The sequence below is a fragment of the Rhodovulum marinum genome, assembly GCF_004343075.1.
Lineage (GTDB): Bacteria > Pseudomonadota > Alphaproteobacteria > Rhodobacterales > Rhodobacteraceae > Rhodovulum > Rhodovulum marinum.
Genome location: NZ_SLXP01000003.1, coordinates 224,905 through 240,148, shown reverse-complemented (window position 1 = coordinate 240,148; position 15,244 = coordinate 224,905). Strand labels below are relative to the sequence as shown.

Here is a 15,244-nt window from a genome sequence, read left to right as displayed (position 1 = left end):
ATGGCGACACTCGTTCTTTCCGCTGCCGGTGCGGCGGTGGGCTCGGCCTTTGGCGGGTCTGTCCTGGGACTGTCAAGCGCGGTGATCGGCCGTGCGGTCGGTGCCACGATCGGCCGGGTCATCGACCAGCAGCTTTTGGGGACGGGGTCACAGGCGGTCGAAACCGGCCGGGTTGAGCGCTTTCGGCTGACCGGCGCAAGCGAGGGAGCGTCGGTGGGACGGCTTTGGGGGCGTTCGCGCCTGTCGGGGCAGGTCATCTGGGCATCGCGCTTCAAGGAAAGCGTCAGTAGCTCGGGCGGGGGCAAGGGCGCTCCGTCTCAACCCAAGGTGCGCGAATACAGCTATACCGTAAGCCTTGCCATCGCGCTGTGCGAGGGCGAGATCGCGCGGGTCGGTCGGGTCTGGGCGGATGGGGCCGAGATCGCGCTACGCGACATCAACCTGCGCGTCTATTCCGGCAGCGAGGACCAACTGCCCGATCCGCTGATCGAAGCGATCGAGGGGGCGGGCGAGGCCCCCGCCTACCGAGGCATCGCCTATGCGGTGATCGAGGATCTCGACCTGGGCCAATTCGGCAACCGGGTGCCGCAATTCTCGTTCGAGGTGGTGCGCGCGGCCGCAGGTGAGGTCGAGGACCTTGCCCATATCGTCAAGGGAGTGGCCCTGATTCCGGGAACGGGTGAATACGCCTTGGCGACCACACCGGTTCATTTCGAGGATGCACCGGGCGTTTCGCGTTCGGCCAATGTCAACTCACCAAGCGGCACGACCGATCTCGTGGCGTCGCTCGAGATGCTGCGCGGCGAGCTGCCACGGGTTGGTTCGGTTTCGTTGGTGGTCAGCTGGTTCTCGGGTGATCTTCGCGCGGCGAATGCCGAAATCCGGCCCGGCGTAGAACAGGCAAGCCTGGACGGTAAGCCGATGCGCTGGGAGGTTGCCGGGCTGACCCGGTCCCAGGCGCAGTTGATTCCGCGCGTCGACGACCGCGCGATCTATGGCGGCACGCCCGCTGACCAGAGCGTTGTCGAGGCGATACAGGCGCTTGCCGATGGCGGACAGGAAGCCGTCTTTTACCCGTTCGTCCTGATGGATCAGCTCGAGGGCAATACGCTGATCGACCCCTATACCGGTGAAGAGGGCCAGCCGCGGTTGCCTTGGCGCGGGCGGATCACACTGTCTTACGCGCCCGGTCACCCGCTGTCGCCTGATGAAACGCACGAGGCGACGGCCGAGGTGGCCGGCTTTTTCGGGACCGCCAGCCCCGAGGAGTACACGGTCGACGGCACGACGGTACGCTACACCGGTAGCGACGGCTGGAGCTATCGCCGCTTTATCCTGCATTATGCGCATCTTTGCGCGGCGGCGGGCGGTGTCGGCGGTTTCTGCATCGGGTCGGAACTGCGCGGGCTGACCACCATTCGCGGACCGGGCAACAGCTTTCCAGCGGTCGACGCGCTTTGCGCGCTGGCCGCTGACGTGCGGGCGGTCTTGCCCGGAGCGAAGATCGGCTATGCCGCCGACTGGAGCGAGTATTTTGGCTATCACCCCTCCGATGCGCCGGGCGACGTCTTCTTTCATCTCGACCCGCTCTGGGCCGATCCGAACATCGATTTCATCGGTATCGACAACTACATGCCCTTGTCGGACTGGCGCGAGGGCGAGGATCATGCCGATGCGCACTGGGGGGCGATCCATGCACTGGATTACCTGAAAGCCAACATCGAGGGCGGCGAGGGCTATGACTGGTATTATCCCAGTGCCGAGGCCCGTGATGCCCAAACCCGGGTGGCGATCACGGATGGCGCCCATGGCGAGCCTTGGGTCTGGCGTTACAAGGATATCCGCAACTGGTGGGAGAATAATCATCATGACCGCATCGGCGGTGTGCGACAGGAGGCGCCCACGCTCTGGCAGCCGCGGTTGAAACCGGTCTGGTTCACCGAGCTTGGCTGCGCTGCCGTCGACAAGGGGACCAATGCACCCAACCTCTTTTCCGATCCGAAATCGTCTGAGAATGCGTTGCCCCCTTATTCGACGGGCGGGCGCGACGACCTGATCCAGCACCAGTACCTGCGTGCGATGCTGACCTACTGGGCGGACACGGACAGGAACCCTGTATCCGATGTCTACGGCGGCAGGATGATCGACCTTGACCGCGCCCATGTCTGGGCCTGGGATGCCCGGCCATTCCCTTATTTTCCGGCCAATCGCCTGCTGTGGTCGGACGGCGAGAACTATGCCCGGGGCCATTGGTTGAATGGGCGTGCCTCGGCACAGGCGCTGGATGCCGTGGTCACCGAGATCTGTGCGGCCTCGGGTGTGACCGAACTGGATGTGACGCGGCTTTACGGGCTGGTGCGCGGCTACGCAGTCAGCGAGATCGACGGCGCGCGAGCCGCGCTGCAGCCGCTGATGCTTGCCTATGGCGCCGAGGCCGCAGAGCGCGAGGGCAAGCTTGTCTTCTTCAATCGTGACGGCCGCCCCAAGGTCGAAATCGACCCTGGCGAATTCGCGCTCACCGAGAGCCAATCGGGCGAGATCGAGCTGATACGCAGCCCCGAGGCCGAAACCGCGGGACGAGTGCGCCTGACCTTTGTCGAAAGCGATGGCGCCTACGAGACTCGCGCCGCGGAGGCGATCCTGCCCGACGAGAACAGTCGCACGGTGTCGGCAAGCGAGTTGCCTCTCGTGCTGACTGGTAGTGAGGGGCGGGCAGTGGTCGAACGCTGGTTGGCCGAGGCGCGCGTTGCGCGCGACCGCGCGCGGCTGGCCCTTGCCCCTTCGACGATCGGAATCGGGGCAGGGGATGTGCTGCGCCTGCCGGGCGGTGATTATCGGGTCGATCGCGTCGACATGTCGGGGGCGCGAGAGATCGAGGTGGTTCGTGTCGAGCGTGGGGTCTACCCGCCGCCCAATCGGGAAGAAGCTCCGGTTCGGCAGGCCGCTTTCGTACCTCCGGCGCCGGTCTATCCGCTGTTCATGGATTTGCCCCTCCTCACCGGGGACGAGGTGGCCCATGCGCCCCACTTGGCAGTGACGGCGCAACCCTGGCCGGGAACAGTCGCGGTCTATGCTGCCGTCAGTGACGCGGGCTATGAACTGAACACGGTGATCGGGCAGGCGTCAGTCATCGGGGTAACCGAAAACGCACTGGCCGCCGCGCAGCCCTCGCGCTGGGATCGCGGCCCGGCGTTGAGGGTGCGTTTGTCGGCCGGCACCTTGTCATCGGTCGGGCTGGCCGAATTGCTGGCGGGTGCGAACGCGGCGGCCATTGGAGATGGAACCCCGGGAAACTGGGAGGTGTTCCAGTTCGCCAAGGGCGACCTGGTGGCGCCGCTGACCTATGATTTGCGCCTGCGTCTGCGTGGTCAGGCTGGAACGGACGGTGTGATGCCCCTCCTGTGGCCGGCAGGTAGTCGGTTCGTGCTGCTCGACGGGCGGCCTGGACAGATCGCACTGCCGCTGACGGCGCGCGGACTGGACCGTCATTACCGTATCGGACCCGGCGTGCGGACCTATGACGACGCATCGTATTCCCACATGGTCGAGGCGTTCGACGGGGTTGGGCTTCGGCCCTATGCGCCGTGCCACCTGTCCGCGCAGGCCGATGTCGAGGGCACACTTGTCATCAGTTGGATCCGCCGGACGCGAATCGACGGCGACAACTGGGCCTCGGTCGAGGTGCCTTTGGGCGAGGATCGCGAAGCCTATCAGGTGCGTGTGATCGGAGCAGGGGGCGCGGTTTTGCGCCAGGCGACGACCACCGTCCCGACCTGGACCTATTCAGCCCTGATGCGGACGGCGGATGCGGGCCAGGGGCCCGTTGCCGTCGAGGTGGCGCAATTGTCCGACCAGTTCGGGCCCGGACCCTATCGGAGGATCGAGATCAATGAGTGAGACCGCAAACCTGTCCCTGCCGTTTTTGCAGGCTGCGCAGGCACAAAAGCATGTCACGGTGAACGAGGCATTGGTGAAGCTCGATGCTCTGGTGCAGCTTTGCCTGCAAAGCGTCAGCCTCGCCGAACCTCCATCTGTTGCCGCGGATGGCCAGGCCTGGGGCGTGGCCCCGGTCGCCAGCGCCGAATGGGCAGGGCAGGACGGACGGATCGCGATTTCCGACAATGGCGGCTGGGTTTTTGCAACCCCGCAGGCCGGCTGGCGGGCCTGGGTCGCCGATGCTGCGACCGAAATGCGCCATGATGGAGCGCGCTGGTTGCCGGTCTCTGCGGGAGGTGCGGTGTCCACTGGCGGGGCGACTTTCAAGTTGGACCTTCTCGAGTTCGACCACCAGGTTCTGCCCGGGATCGCTCAACCCACCGCGATCGCCATTCCCTCTCATGCTGTGATCTTCGGCGTGACCGCCCGGGTGATTTCAGAGATCACCGGCACGCTTTCATCGTGGCGCCTGGGAACCGAAGGGGCGGAGGATCGCTTTGGCAGCGGTCTCGGCCTTGGCTTGAACTCCTATGTGCAGGGGGTCCTCGGTCAACCGATGACCGATTATTCACCCACCCCCCTGGTGCTTACGGCCGAGGATGGTGAATTTGCCGGGGGTGCCGTGCGATTTGCCATACATTTCGCCGTGCTCGGCCTGCCGGCAGAGGTTTAGCGTCATGCGTCCGATTTTGCCAGGCGATGCAGTGGCGGCCGCTCGGGCCCTGTACACCCGCCCGGTGGGCGAGCGTGCATCCACAATGGTGCACATGCTTGCGAGGGTCGAAGCGGCCGATGCCTATTGCAAAAGGTTTCACCGGGCGCATCCCGACTGGGGCAACGGCTCGCTCATGGCCTTGGCGCAACGCGAAAATTTGCCTCCAGAACCGCCGCTCGACGATCCCGACTATTGCAGATGCCTCGCCCTGGTCTTTGCAACACTGGCCGCCTGGCGGGTGGAACAGGCCCGTTTCAGCGAGCGCAATTGATGCAGGTGGGAGCCGTCGGGTCCAGCGCCAGCCGCTTCTCGGCGATTTCATCGCCACATTCGGTGCAATGGCCGACTTCGCCCGCCTGGATAAGGGGCAGCGCTGCGCGGATGCGCCGTTCGGCGCCTGCGTGGCGGGCCTGCTGCGCCTTGGCCATGGCTTGGCGCTGAATTGCATCCATCCGGCTGAGCCGCCCCACCGACTGCTGGTCGAGTTCACCGGTTCTGGTATCGTCCGCGCCGGTCTCGGCGTCTTTGAGTATCGTCAATAGCTGTGCCTGACATTCGCGTATCCGTCGCTCATCCATGGTCACATCTTCGCTCGGCGCGTGCCTCTTGCCTTGGTTTTCCCGGCTTGGCTGGTGTAACGTTGTTCCGCAACGAAAGGACCGCGCATGGCCGAGATCAAACCGCGCCTGACCGAAGTCGATCCGGTCTGGAAACGCATATGTTCAGAGGCCGAGGCCGCCGTCGCCGACGAGCCGCTTCTGGGCGGCTTGATGCATATGAGCCTGCTGCACCATGGCGGGCTGGATGATGCGCTGGCCTATCGGTTCGCGCTCAAGCTTTCTTCGGGCGAGATGTCGGAGCAGTTGTTGCGCGAGATCGCCGACGCGGCCTATGCTGACGATCCAGGGCTGGGCAAGGCGGCGCGTGCGGACCTGATGGCCGTTTATGACCGCGACCCGGCCTGCCACCGCTTCATTCAGCCGATCCTGTTCTTCAAGGGATTCCAGGCACTGCAGGCCTATCGCGTCGCTCATCACCTGTGGACCGAGGGGCGGCTGGACATGGCGTATTTCGTGCAGATGCGCACCTCGGAAATGTTCGGGGTCGACATTCATCCCGCCGCCCGGCTGGGGCAGGGGATCATGATCGACCATGCCCATTCCATCGTGATCGGTGAGACGGCGGTGGTCGGAGACAACGTGTCCATGCTGCATTCGGTCACGCTGGGTGGCACCGGCAAGGAAGAGGGCGACCGCCACCCCAAGATCGGCGATGGCGTGCTGATCGGGGCGGGGGCCAAGGTGCTGGGAAACATTACAGTGGGCTGCTGTTCGCGTATCGCCGCGGGGTCTGTGGTGCTGCAGGACGTGCCGCCGAAATCGACGGTGGCCGGCGTGCCCGCGCGGATCGTGGGCGAGGCGGGTTGCGAACAGCCATCCGTCACGATGGATCACCGGCTGGGCAACGGCGAGGCGAACTGAACCTCCATCGCGGGTTGACAGGCGATCCCCGTCCGGGAGCCATGGGAGGCACTTGCCCCCGGACGGGCCGTTTTGGCGGGCAGGGCATTCGACGCCCAGGCCCGCCAGCGCAGGCAGATCGCCCCCAGTGACATCATCATGTAAAATCCCTGGATCAGGGCGGCGCTGAGGTTGAAATCGGCTATCATGCTGACCATGACGCAGGTCGAGGCCGCCAGAACCAGGCCGAAATAAAGCGGCCGTTGAGTGTCGATGCGTCCGACGCTGAGACAGTAAAAACCCGCAACGTAAAGGGCGAAGCCCATCAATCCCACCGCGCGACAAAGCGCATCCGCGGTCACGCTGAAAGCGACCTCGTATTCCATAATTCTGACCAATCTGTATTTTAAAAGACGGGGGCGGGTGCGTGTACCGACCTTGGAACCGTTCTAGCAATCCGACCTAACGCAGAGGAAGTCAGGAATTCCCCACTTTCGAATGGCGAGTTTCGTCTTCCGGCGGTTCCATTCGGGCGGCTTTCAGAACGCACCGGGACCTGACCGGCCCCGGTACAAGAGGCGTGTCCCCGAAGGAACGCAGGCGGATGATCAGGACTTCAGCTGGTCATGGGCCTCGAGCGCCTTGGTTCCGTACATCAACGCGGGGCCACCCCCCATCATCACGCAGACAGACACGGTTTCCTCGATCTCGGCGCGTGTCGCGCCGGCTTCGATCGCCGCCTTGGTGTGAAAGCCGATGCAATCCACGCACTGCTTGGAGATGCCAATGGCCAGCGCCATCAACTCCTTGTGCTTCGTTTCCAACGCGCCTGGTTCCAGCGTTGCGTGGTGCAGCGCGAAAAACCCTTCCCCGGCGGCCTGCTGCCTACCGAGGTAGTCCTCGATATGGGCTTGGCCCTCGGCGACCACATCTTTCCAGTTCATGGCATTTCTCCCCTCTTGCCGTGATGCAGAGAGGATAGCGCGCGGTTCGGCCGCGCGCCTTGCGGGGGATCAAGCCAGCATGGCCATCGGGTTTTCGAGGTTGTCCTTGATCGCCTGCAACACCTCCGCCCCCAACGCCCCGTCGATCACCCTGTGATCTACGCTGAGGGTTATCGACATCACCGTTGCCGCCTCGATCTGTCCGTCGTCGGTCACCACGGGTTTCCTGACGCCGGCGCCCACCGCAAGGATGGCGCCATGGGGCGGGTTGATGACGGCGTCGAAGTTGTCGATCCCGAACATGCCGAGGTTCGAAATGGCAAAGCTGCCGCCCTGGTATTCATGGGGTGCGAGCTTGCGGTCGCGGGCGCGGGCGGCGAGGTCTTTCATTTCCGCGGATAACGCCGAGAGAGTCTTGGTTTCGGCATCGCGCAGCACCGGCGTGAACAGCCCGCCCTCGACCGCCACCGCCACGGCCACGTCCGAGGGTTTCAGTTGGAGGATCCGGTCGCCTGCCCAGACGGCATTGGCCTTGGGGACCTGTTGCAGCGCCAGCGCGCAGGCCTTGATGATGAAATCGTTGACGCTGAGCTTGACGCCACGGTACTCCAGTTGCCGGTTCAACTGGGTGCGGAACGCAAGCAGAGCGTCCAGCCGAATATCGCGCCGCAGGTAGAAATGGGGAATGGTCTGCTTCGCCTCGGTCAGGCGCGCGGCGATCGTCTTGCGCATCCCGTCAAGCGGGATTTCAACGTAGTCGCGGTCGGCATAGACCTTCACGACCGCTGACGCGTCGGGTCCGGCGTGCGTCGGCGCGACCGCAGGTGCGGCGGACGAGGCAGGCGCTGCGGCGGGGCTGGGTGCCGCGCCGGGTTGGATGGCCTCGACATCGGCCTTCACGATCCGGCCGCGTGGACCGGAGCCGGTGATCTTCGTAAGGTCCAGCCTTTTATCTGCCGCGATGCGCCGCGCAAGCGGCGAAGCGAAAACGCGGTCGCCGCTATCCGTGCGCGGCGCGGTCGGGGTGGCGGCCGGTTCGGAGTCCCCGATGGGGGCCGCCTCGCCGGCCACGTCGGCCTTTGGGGCCTCCAGCGCCGTTTTCGGCGGTTGCTGGCCTGCGTCTATGTCGGCCAGGCTTTCACCTTCGGCCAGCAGGACGGCGATGGGGGTATTGACCTTTACCCCGTCGGTTCCGGCGGGAACGAGAATCTTGCCCAGCGTGCCTTCGTCCACGGCCTCGAATTCCATCGTCGCCTTGTCAGTCTCGATCTCGGCCAGAAGGTCACCCGCCGCGACGGTGTCGCCCTCTTTCACAAGCCATTTCGCAAGCGTCCCGTCCTCCATAGTGGGCGACAGGGCGGGCATCAGGATTTCCGTCGGCATGCCTGTCTCCTCAGCGGTAGGTAACGGACTTGACGGCGTCGATGACCTCTTTGGTGGTCACCAGCGCCAGTTTTTCCAGGTTGGCCGCATAGGGCATGGGCACGTCCTTGCCGGTGCAATTGATGACCGGTGCATCGAGCCAGTCGAAGGCCTGTTGCATCAGGACGGCCGAGATGTGGTTGCCGATGGAGCAGACCGGGAAGCCCTCTTCGACCGTGACGCAGCGGTTGGTCTTTTTCACGCTATCGATCACGGTCGCGGTGTCCATGGGCCGAAGCGTGCGCAGGTCGATCACCTCGGCTTCGATGCCGTCCTCGGCCAGTTTGTCGGCCGCTTCGAGGGCGTAGGTCATGCCGATGCCGAAACTGACGATAGTGACGTCCGAGCCTTCGCGCCAGATCCGCGCCTTGCCGAAGGGGATGGTGAAATCGTCCAGCAACGGTACCTCGAAGGAGCGGCCGTAGAGGATCTCGTTTTCCAGGAAGATCACCGGGTTCGGATCGCGGATCGCGGTTTTCAGAAGGCCCTTGGCATCCGCCGCCGAGTAGGGCTGCACGACCTTGAGGCCCGGGATATGGGCATACCACGCCGCGTAATCCTGGCTGTGCTGGGCGGCGACGCGGGCGGCCGCGCCGTTCGGGCCGCGGAACACCATGGGCGCGCCCATCTGACCACCCGACATGTAAAGCGTCTTGGCCGCCGAGTTCACGATATGGTCCATCGCCTGCATCGCGAAGTTGAAGGTCATGAACTCGACGATGGGGCGCAGGCCCCCGAAGGCCGCGCCCACGCCGAGCCCCGCGAAGCCATGTTCGGTGATCGGCGTGTCGATCACCCGTTTCGAGCCGAACTCGTCCAGCAGCCCCTGGCTGATCTTGTAGGCACCCTGGTATTCGGCGACCTCCTCGCCCATCAGGAACACGGTCGGGTCGCGGCGCATTTCCTCGGCCATGGCGTCACGCAGCGCTTCGCGGACGGTGGTGGATTTCATTTCCGTCCCTGCGGGCACGTCGGGTTCCGGGGCAGGAGCCGCGGCCTTGGGCTGGGCCGGGGGGGCGGCCGGCGCGGAGCCCCCGTTGGGGGCCGCCTTGCCGGCCGCGTCGGCCCGTGGGGCCTCCGACGCGGCGTCGACCTTTTCGCCCTCTTCGACCAGCAGCGCGATCGGGGTGTTCACCTTGACCCCGTCGGTGCCGGCCGGGACCAGGATCTTGCCGACAATCCCTTCATCGACCGCCTCGAATTCCATTGTGGCCTTGTCCGTTTCAATCTCGGCCAGGATATCGCCGGCCGTGACGGTATCGCCTTCGTTCACCAGCCATTTCGCCAGCGTGCCTTCCTCCATGGTCGGCGACAGGGCGGGCATCAGGATCTCGGTTGCCATGCGTCTCCCTCCCTCAGGCGTTCTGCGGCGCCGTTTCGGCGTAGATGTCGGTGTAAAGCTCGTCGAGCGCGGGTTCGGGGCTTTCCTTGGCGAATTCGGCGGCCTCGTTGACGATCCCCTTGATTTCCTTGTCGATCTCCTTGAGTTCGTCCTCGCTCGCGTGCTTGCCTTGCAGGATCAACTCGCGGACATGTTCGATCGCGTCGCGCTCCTCGCGGATTTTCTGCACTTCTTCGCGCGAGCGGTATTTCGCGGGGTCCGACATAGAGTGGCCACGGTAGCGGTAGGTCATGACCTCGAGAATGTAGGGACCCTTGCCGGCGCGGCAGTGGGCCACCGCCTTTTCGCCCGCGGCCTTGACCGCCAGCACGTCCATGCCGTCGACTTCTTCACCTGGAATGCCGTAGGCCGCGCCCCGTTCCCACAGGTTCGGTGACTTGGTCGAGCGTTTGACCGCCGTGCCCATGGCGTACTGGTTGTTCTCTATCACGAAGATCACCGGAAGGTCCCAGAGTTCGGCCATGTTGTAGGTTTCGTAGACTTGCCCCTGGTTGGCCGCCCCGTCGCCGAAATAGGCGAAGGTGACGCGGTCGTTGCCAAGATACTTGTCGGCGAAGGCCAGCCCAGCACCGATTGGTACCTGCGCGCCAACAATCCCGTGGCCGCCATAGAAATGGCGATCTTTCGAGAACATGTGCATCGAGCCGCCCTTGCCCCTGGAATAGCCGCCCTCGCGTCCCGTGAGTTCGGCCATCACGCCCTTGGGATCCATGCCGCAGGCCAGCATGTGGCCGTGGTCGCGATAGGAGGTCACGCGCTTGTCGCCTTCACCGGCGGCGGCCTCCAGCCCGACGACGACGGCTTCCTGTCCGATGTAAAGGTGACAGAACCCGCCGATCAGCCCCATGCCATAGAGTTGGCCGGCCTTCTCCTCGAATCGCCGGATCAGCAGCATTTCGCGGTAGAACCGCAGTAGCTCTTCCTTGGATGTATTTGATTTCTCGGGCGGTTTTGCGGGCGATTTTCGCGTGGCCATAAGGCGGCGCCTCCCCTGCGCGGCAAATGGTTTAACGTTAAACAAAATGGTAGCAGACCGTTGACGGCAAGGCGAGCGGTTTTCCGGCAGCAGACGGTTGGCGGCGCTCGGAAAGAGACTTACGAATAGTCTTGCGGGTAGTCAGCGGATCACGATTTCGTCGGCGCGGATCAGGCCCAGCACCGTGCGGGCACGTTCGTCCAGCAGGTCGAGGTCGAGATATCCGTCGGACAGGCGTTTCGTGCGGTTCTCGAAATCGGCAAGTTCGTTTTCGAGGGTGGCCTTTTCAAGCCTGAGGCGCGTGGCGTCCGCCTCGATCTGGATGCGGCGGAAAAGCCCGAAATCCCCCTGCACCGCGGCGAAGGTGAAATACATGGCGAGGGAACAGCCGATGCCCAGAAAAATCAGCGCTCCCAGAGCTGGGCGTTTGCGCGGTCCGCTCATACTGCCTGCCTCTTGCGCCGCCTCTTTAGCGGGCGGGTGTGTTCATCTTAAACGAAGTGATTCGCCCTGTGAATCCTCAAAATGTCCCATCCGGCAGATTACTCTGGCGGCGATAACAGGCAGAACGAGGCCATGGCGCTGGATCGGGGGATCAGCAGGATTCGGGTCCGGGTTCGTGGCGCAGTGATCAAATCCAGATGGGGATCGACACCGCGACCTTGTGCCAAGGTCACCGTATCCCAAACGACCGTGGCATTCGCAAAACATGTTGCAGGGGCGATTCCGCGGGGCCTGGGCCCCGCGGTCGTGTGACTGTCAGCCGTGCCGGCGACCGGGCCGGGGCTCTTAGCCCTCCAGTGCCGCGACCCCGGGCAGGGTCTTGCCTTCCATCCATTCCAGGAAGGCGCCGCCTGCCGTCGAGATATAACTGAAATCCTCGGCCGCTCCGGCCCCGTTCAGCGCCGCGACAGTGTCGCCGCCCCCCGCAACCGACACCAGGCTGCCCGCCTTAGTCAGATCAGCGGCCTTCTTGGCGGCGGCATTCGTCGCCATGTCGAACGGGTCGATCTCGAATGCACCCAGCGGACCGTTCCAGATCAATGTCTTGCACTGGCCGAACACCTCTTCAATCCGCTTCACGGTTGCGGGACCAGCGTCGAGGATCATCGCATCGGCCGGGCAGGAATCGGCGGGCACCGTCTCGTTCTGGGCGCCGGCCTTGAATTCGCGCGCGCAGACCACATCGGTCGGCAGGATGATCTCGCAGCCCGCGGCCTTGGCCTTGTCCATGATGTCGCGCGCCGTGCCGGTCATGTCATGTTCGCACAGCGATTTGCCGACATTGATTCCCTGTGCGGCGAGGAACGTGTTGGCCATCCCGCCGCCGATCACAAGGAAATCGACCTTGCTGACCAGGTTGCCTAGCAGGTCGAGCTTGGTCGACACTTTGGCGCCGCCCACAACCGCGGCCACGGGCCGCGTGGGATTGGACAATGCGCCCTCCAGGGCCTTCAGTTCGGCTGCCATGTTGCGGCCGGCGCAAGAGGGCAGGAGCCTTGCGATGCCCTCGGTCGATGCATGCGCCCGGTGCGCGGCCGAAAACGCGTCGTTCACGTAGACATCGCCCAGCGCCGCCAAGGCAGCGGCCATCGCCGGGTCGTTCTTTTCCTCTCCGGCGTGGAATCGGGTGTTCTCCAGCAGCAGGATATCGCCCTCGGACAGCGCCGCCACGGCCTGTTTCGCCGGCAAACCGATGCAGTCCTCGGCGAAGATGACGCCGCGCCCGAACGCCGCTTCAAGCGCGGGCAGGGTCACCTTCAGGCTCATTTCGGGGACGACCTCGCCCTTGGGGCGGCCGAAATGGGCCAGCAGCACGGGCTTGCCGCCCTTGGCCAGGATGTCCTTTACCGTGGGCACGATGCGCTCGATCCGGGTCGCGTCGGTCACGCGCCCGTCCTCGACCGGCACGTTGATGTCCACGCGCACCAGCGCCACCTTGCCGGCAAGGTCCATATCGTCGAGGGTCTTCCAGGCCATGCATTTTCCTCCCGAGGGTTTCAGGCTGGCGCTAGATCGCCCGAAGCGGGTGGCAAGGTCAATCCTTGCATCCGCCATGCCCCTTTTCTTCGGCAATCGGTCGCACTAGGGTCGCGCGGACACCGCAGGCAGGAGGAGCCGAAATGGCCGAGATCAAGGACCCCGAAAACACGATCCTGATGGAGTTGAAGGGCGGGCGCGTCGTCATCGAACTCTTGCCCGACGTGGCGCCCAAGCATTGCGCGCGTATGAAGGAGCTGGCGCGGGCCGGCGCCTATGACAATGTAGTGTTTCACCGGGTGATCGACGGCTTCATGGCCCAGACCGGCGATGTTGCGAACGGCAATGCCGAAAAGGATTTCGACCTGCGCCGGGCGGGTACGGGCGGTTCGGACCTGCCCGACCTGCCGGCCGAATTCTCCAAGCTGCCCCATGACCGCGGAACGATCGGCGCGGCGCGCACGCAGAACCCGAATTCGGCCAACTCGCAGTTCTTCATCAATTTTGCCGATAACCATTTCCTGAACGGCCAGTATACCGTCTATGGCCGGGTCATAGAGGGGATGGATCATGTCGATGCCATTGCCCGTGGCGAACCGCCGAGCACGCCCGACCGGATGCTTAGCGTCAAGGTGGCTGCCGATGCGTGAACTTGTTCTGGCGCTCATGCTGGCCGCGGGGCCGGCTGCGGCCACCGGTCTCGATATCCAGATCGCGGGCGAGGGGGCGAACGGCACCATCCATGTCGACCTGTTCGAGGACGTGGCGCCGGACCATGTCACGCAGATCGCCGAACTGGCCGCCGAGGGGGCCTATGACGACGTGGTGTTTCACCGGGTGATCGACGGCTTTATGGCGCAAACCGGCGACGTGCAGTTCGGCAAGCTCGGTGCCGACATGCGGATGGCCGGGCGCGGCGGGTCGAACCGGCCCGATCTTGCCGCCGAGTTCTCGGACGAACCGTTCGAGCGTGGTGTGGTCGGCATGGCGCGGTCCGCTAATCCGGATTCCGCCAATTCGCAATTCTTCATCATGTTCGCGCCAGCGCCGCACCTGAACGGACAATATACCGTGGTTGGGCGGGTAACCGAGGGCATGGAAATCGTCGACGCGATCAAGCGCGGCACCGGGCCGAACGGTGCCGTCGTCGGCCAGCCCGACCGCATGGTCAGCGTCACCGTGACCGACTAGGGATCGACTTCTCGGTTTCTGGCTGCGCCGCGGTGCTGTCGCCTTTTGCACCAGGGCCAGGCTCTACCGCGCGGACCAGTGCGGCCATCGCCCGGCTTCCCGGGGCCTGCATCCATGTCGCGCCCAGCGGAACGGCGTGGGCGCCGGTACCCAGCTTGAAACGCGCCAGGTCGGGCGTTCTTTCCGTGTCCAGTGTCCCGAGTTCCAGGGTCTCGATCCCATCAGCCTGCATAGCAGCGATGGCCCGCCACAGCATCAGCCGGTGCAGGTTGGCGCGCCGCCCGGCCTCGGATGTCCAGGCCAGGTGATAGCTGGCCCAGGGCGGGTGGAGCAGGAACAGCATTCCGGCAAGCGGTGCATCCCGGTCGCCGGCCTCGATCAGCAGGGTGCGGCCGTGTCGTGACCAGGCGCGCGAGAATTCCGGGGGCAGGCGCGCATAGCGACGGGCGCGGGCCTGCGCCGCCTCATGGCGGAACAGCGCCTCGCCGGTGCCCGGTAGCATCGGTTCGATCCTGATCGTCGGGGTCTGCGCCTCGGCCTGGCGCAGGGCGTTGCGCCATTTCTGCGAGAGCCGCGTGCGCAGCGTCGCCAGATCGGGCGCCAGCGACAGTCGCGCAACATGCCCGCCGGCAACCATTTTCAACAACCCGGCCCCGTCTGCCGGGTCGGTGCCCGCAAGGGTATCGGAGGTGATTATTACGCCGCGGTGGTTCGGGCCCAACGCCCGGATCAGGGCACGGGTCGCGGTTGCGGCTTCGTCCTGCGAAATATCGGGGGTGAAAACCGGGCCCCGCGACAGCAGCGCGAACTGTCCCACCAGAGGCCACCGGCGGCGCAATACCTGCGCGCTGGCGAAAAGTCGCCGGCCCATGCGCCACTCAAGCCACATCGCCTCCGAGCCGAGCTCGCCCGCCGCCGCGCCATAGCAGGAATGCTGTTGCATCGGCACGGGCGCGCCGTCGGGCGTGCGGGGATCGTCGGCCAGGGTCCAGCGGTCGGGCATGCCGCTTGTTAACCATGTGAAAAGCTAATTCCCGGTAAATGCGCCCATGATCAGACGCGACAACCGAAACGTTTCCAAGGTGCGTGGGGTGCATGCCCCGTCGCCCAAGCCGACCATTGCCGGTGGGTTGTGGTTGGCCCTGCTGGTCACCCTGCCGCTGGCCGGGATCTATGGCGCGGTCGCTCTTGCACTTTGGTTGCTGGGATGAACGGTGC

16 protein-coding genes are annotated in these 15,244 nt (G+C 64.8%); 7 read left to right on the top strand and 9 right to left on the bottom strand.

Annotated elements, in window-relative coordinates:
- From EV662_RS07095 to EV662_RS07085, 3 genes are read left to right on the top strand one after another with little or no spacing between them, the layout of a single operon-like run.
- Positions 1-3,897, top strand: coding sequence for a baseplate multidomain protein megatron (locus EV662_RS07095; RefSeq protein ID WP_132461457.1), 3,897 nt, complete (start codon positions 1-3; stop codon positions 3,895-3,897).
- Complete coding sequence (locus tag EV662_RS07090; protein ID WP_132461456.1) at positions 3,890-4,609, top strand: DUF2793 domain-containing protein; 720 nt, start codon at positions 3,890-3,892, stop codon at positions 4,607-4,609. Before EV662_RS07095 ends, EV662_RS07090 begins: the two co-directional genes overlap by 8 nt.
- A 4-nt stretch (positions 4,610-4,613) precedes the next feature.
- Positions 4,614-4,922, top strand: coding sequence for a DUF7742 family protein (locus EV662_RS07085; protein ID WP_132461455.1), 309 nt, complete (start codon positions 4,614-4,616; stop codon positions 4,920-4,922).
- On the opposite strand, the gene EV662_RS07080 is transcribed toward EV662_RS07085, so the two are convergent.
- Positions 4,906-5,229, bottom strand: coding sequence for a TraR/DksA family transcriptional regulator (locus EV662_RS07080; protein ID WP_132461454.1), 324 nt, complete (start codon positions 5,227-5,229; stop codon positions 4,906-4,908). The genes EV662_RS07085 and EV662_RS07080 overlap by 17 nt on opposite strands.
- Positions 5,230-5,316: 87 nt before the next feature.
- Between EV662_RS07080 and cysE the strand changes: the two genes are divergently transcribed.
- Entirely contained in the window at positions 5,317-6,132 is an 816-nt protein-coding gene (gene cysE / locus EV662_RS07075) for a serine O-acetyltransferase (protein WP_132461453.1), read from the top strand.
- Here cysE and EV662_RS07070 read toward each other — a convergent pair.
- The 7 genes from EV662_RS07070 to EV662_RS07040 all read right to left on the bottom strand — a co-directional run bounded on the left by EV662_RS07070 (position 6,102) and on the right by EV662_RS07040 (position 12,835).
- The gene (locus EV662_RS07070) at positions 6,102-6,497 is read right to left on the bottom strand and encodes a CBU_0592 family membrane protein (protein WP_132461452.1); all 396 of its coding nucleotides are present in this window, start codon (positions 6,495-6,497) and stop codon (positions 6,102-6,104) included. The two genes, cysE and EV662_RS07070, sit on opposite strands and share 31 nt — an antisense overlap.
- Before the next feature lie 222 nt (positions 6,498-6,719).
- Entirely contained in the window at positions 6,720-7,055 is a 336-nt protein-coding gene (locus EV662_RS07065; RefSeq protein ID WP_132461451.1) for a carboxymuconolactone decarboxylase family protein, read from the bottom strand.
- A gap of 69 nt (positions 7,056-7,124) precedes the next feature.
- A complete protein-coding gene (locus tag EV662_RS07060) occupies positions 7,125-8,438 on the bottom strand; it encodes a pyruvate dehydrogenase complex dihydrolipoamide acetyltransferase (protein WP_132461450.1) in 1,314 nt (437 codons plus the stop codon).
- Positions 8,439-8,448: 10 nt separating this feature from the next.
- Positions 8,449-9,819, bottom strand: coding sequence for a pyruvate dehydrogenase complex E1 component subunit beta (locus tag EV662_RS07055; protein WP_132461449.1), 1,371 nt, complete (start codon positions 9,817-9,819; stop codon positions 8,449-8,451).
- 13 nt (positions 9,820-9,832) lie between these two features.
- Entirely contained in the window at positions 9,833-10,855 is a 1,023-nt protein-coding gene (pdhA, locus tag EV662_RS07050) for a pyruvate dehydrogenase (acetyl-transferring) E1 component subunit alpha (RefSeq protein ID WP_132461448.1), read from the bottom strand.
- Between the two features lie 141 nt (positions 10,856-10,996).
- Entirely contained in the window at positions 10,997-11,299 is a 303-nt protein-coding gene (locus EV662_RS07045; protein ID WP_132461447.1) for an FtsB family cell division protein, read from the bottom strand.
- A 345-nt stretch (positions 11,300-11,644) separates the two neighbouring features.
- Complete coding sequence (locus tag EV662_RS07040; RefSeq protein ID WP_132461446.1) at positions 11,645-12,835, bottom strand: phosphoglycerate kinase; 1,191 nt, start codon at positions 12,833-12,835, stop codon at positions 11,645-11,647.
- A 143-nt stretch (positions 12,836-12,978) separates the two neighbouring features.
- On the opposite strand from EV662_RS07040, the gene EV662_RS07035 reads away from it, so the two are divergent.
- Together EV662_RS07035 and EV662_RS07030 are read left to right on the top strand one after the other, a co-directional pair.
- A complete protein-coding gene (locus EV662_RS07035) occupies positions 12,979-13,485 on the top strand; it encodes a peptidylprolyl isomerase (protein ID WP_132461445.1) in 507 nt (168 codons plus the stop codon).
- Positions 13,478-14,026: a peptidylprolyl isomerase gene (locus EV662_RS07030; RefSeq protein WP_132461444.1), complete on the top strand. Its 549-nt coding sequence runs from the start codon at positions 13,478-13,480 to the stop codon at positions 14,024-14,026. The genes EV662_RS07035 and EV662_RS07030 overlap by 8 nt, the downstream gene beginning before the upstream one ends.
- Here the strand turns inward: EV662_RS07030 and EV662_RS07025 are convergent.
- On the bottom strand, positions 14,010-15,029 hold the full coding sequence (locus tag EV662_RS07025; RefSeq protein WP_132461443.1) for a GNAT family N-acetyltransferase: 1,020 nt from the start codon (positions 15,027-15,029) through the stop codon (positions 14,010-14,012). The genes EV662_RS07030 and EV662_RS07025 overlap by 17 nt on opposite strands.
- Before the next feature lie 46 nt (positions 15,030-15,075).
- On the opposite strand from EV662_RS07025, the gene EV662_RS19485 reads away from it, so the two are divergent.
- Positions 15,076-15,237 carry a hypothetical protein gene (locus EV662_RS19485; protein ID WP_165915545.1) on the top strand — a complete coding sequence of 54 codons (162 nt, stop codon included), beginning with the start codon at positions 15,076-15,078 and terminating at the stop codon, positions 15,235-15,237.
- Positions 15,238-15,244: the final 7 nt, after the last annotated feature.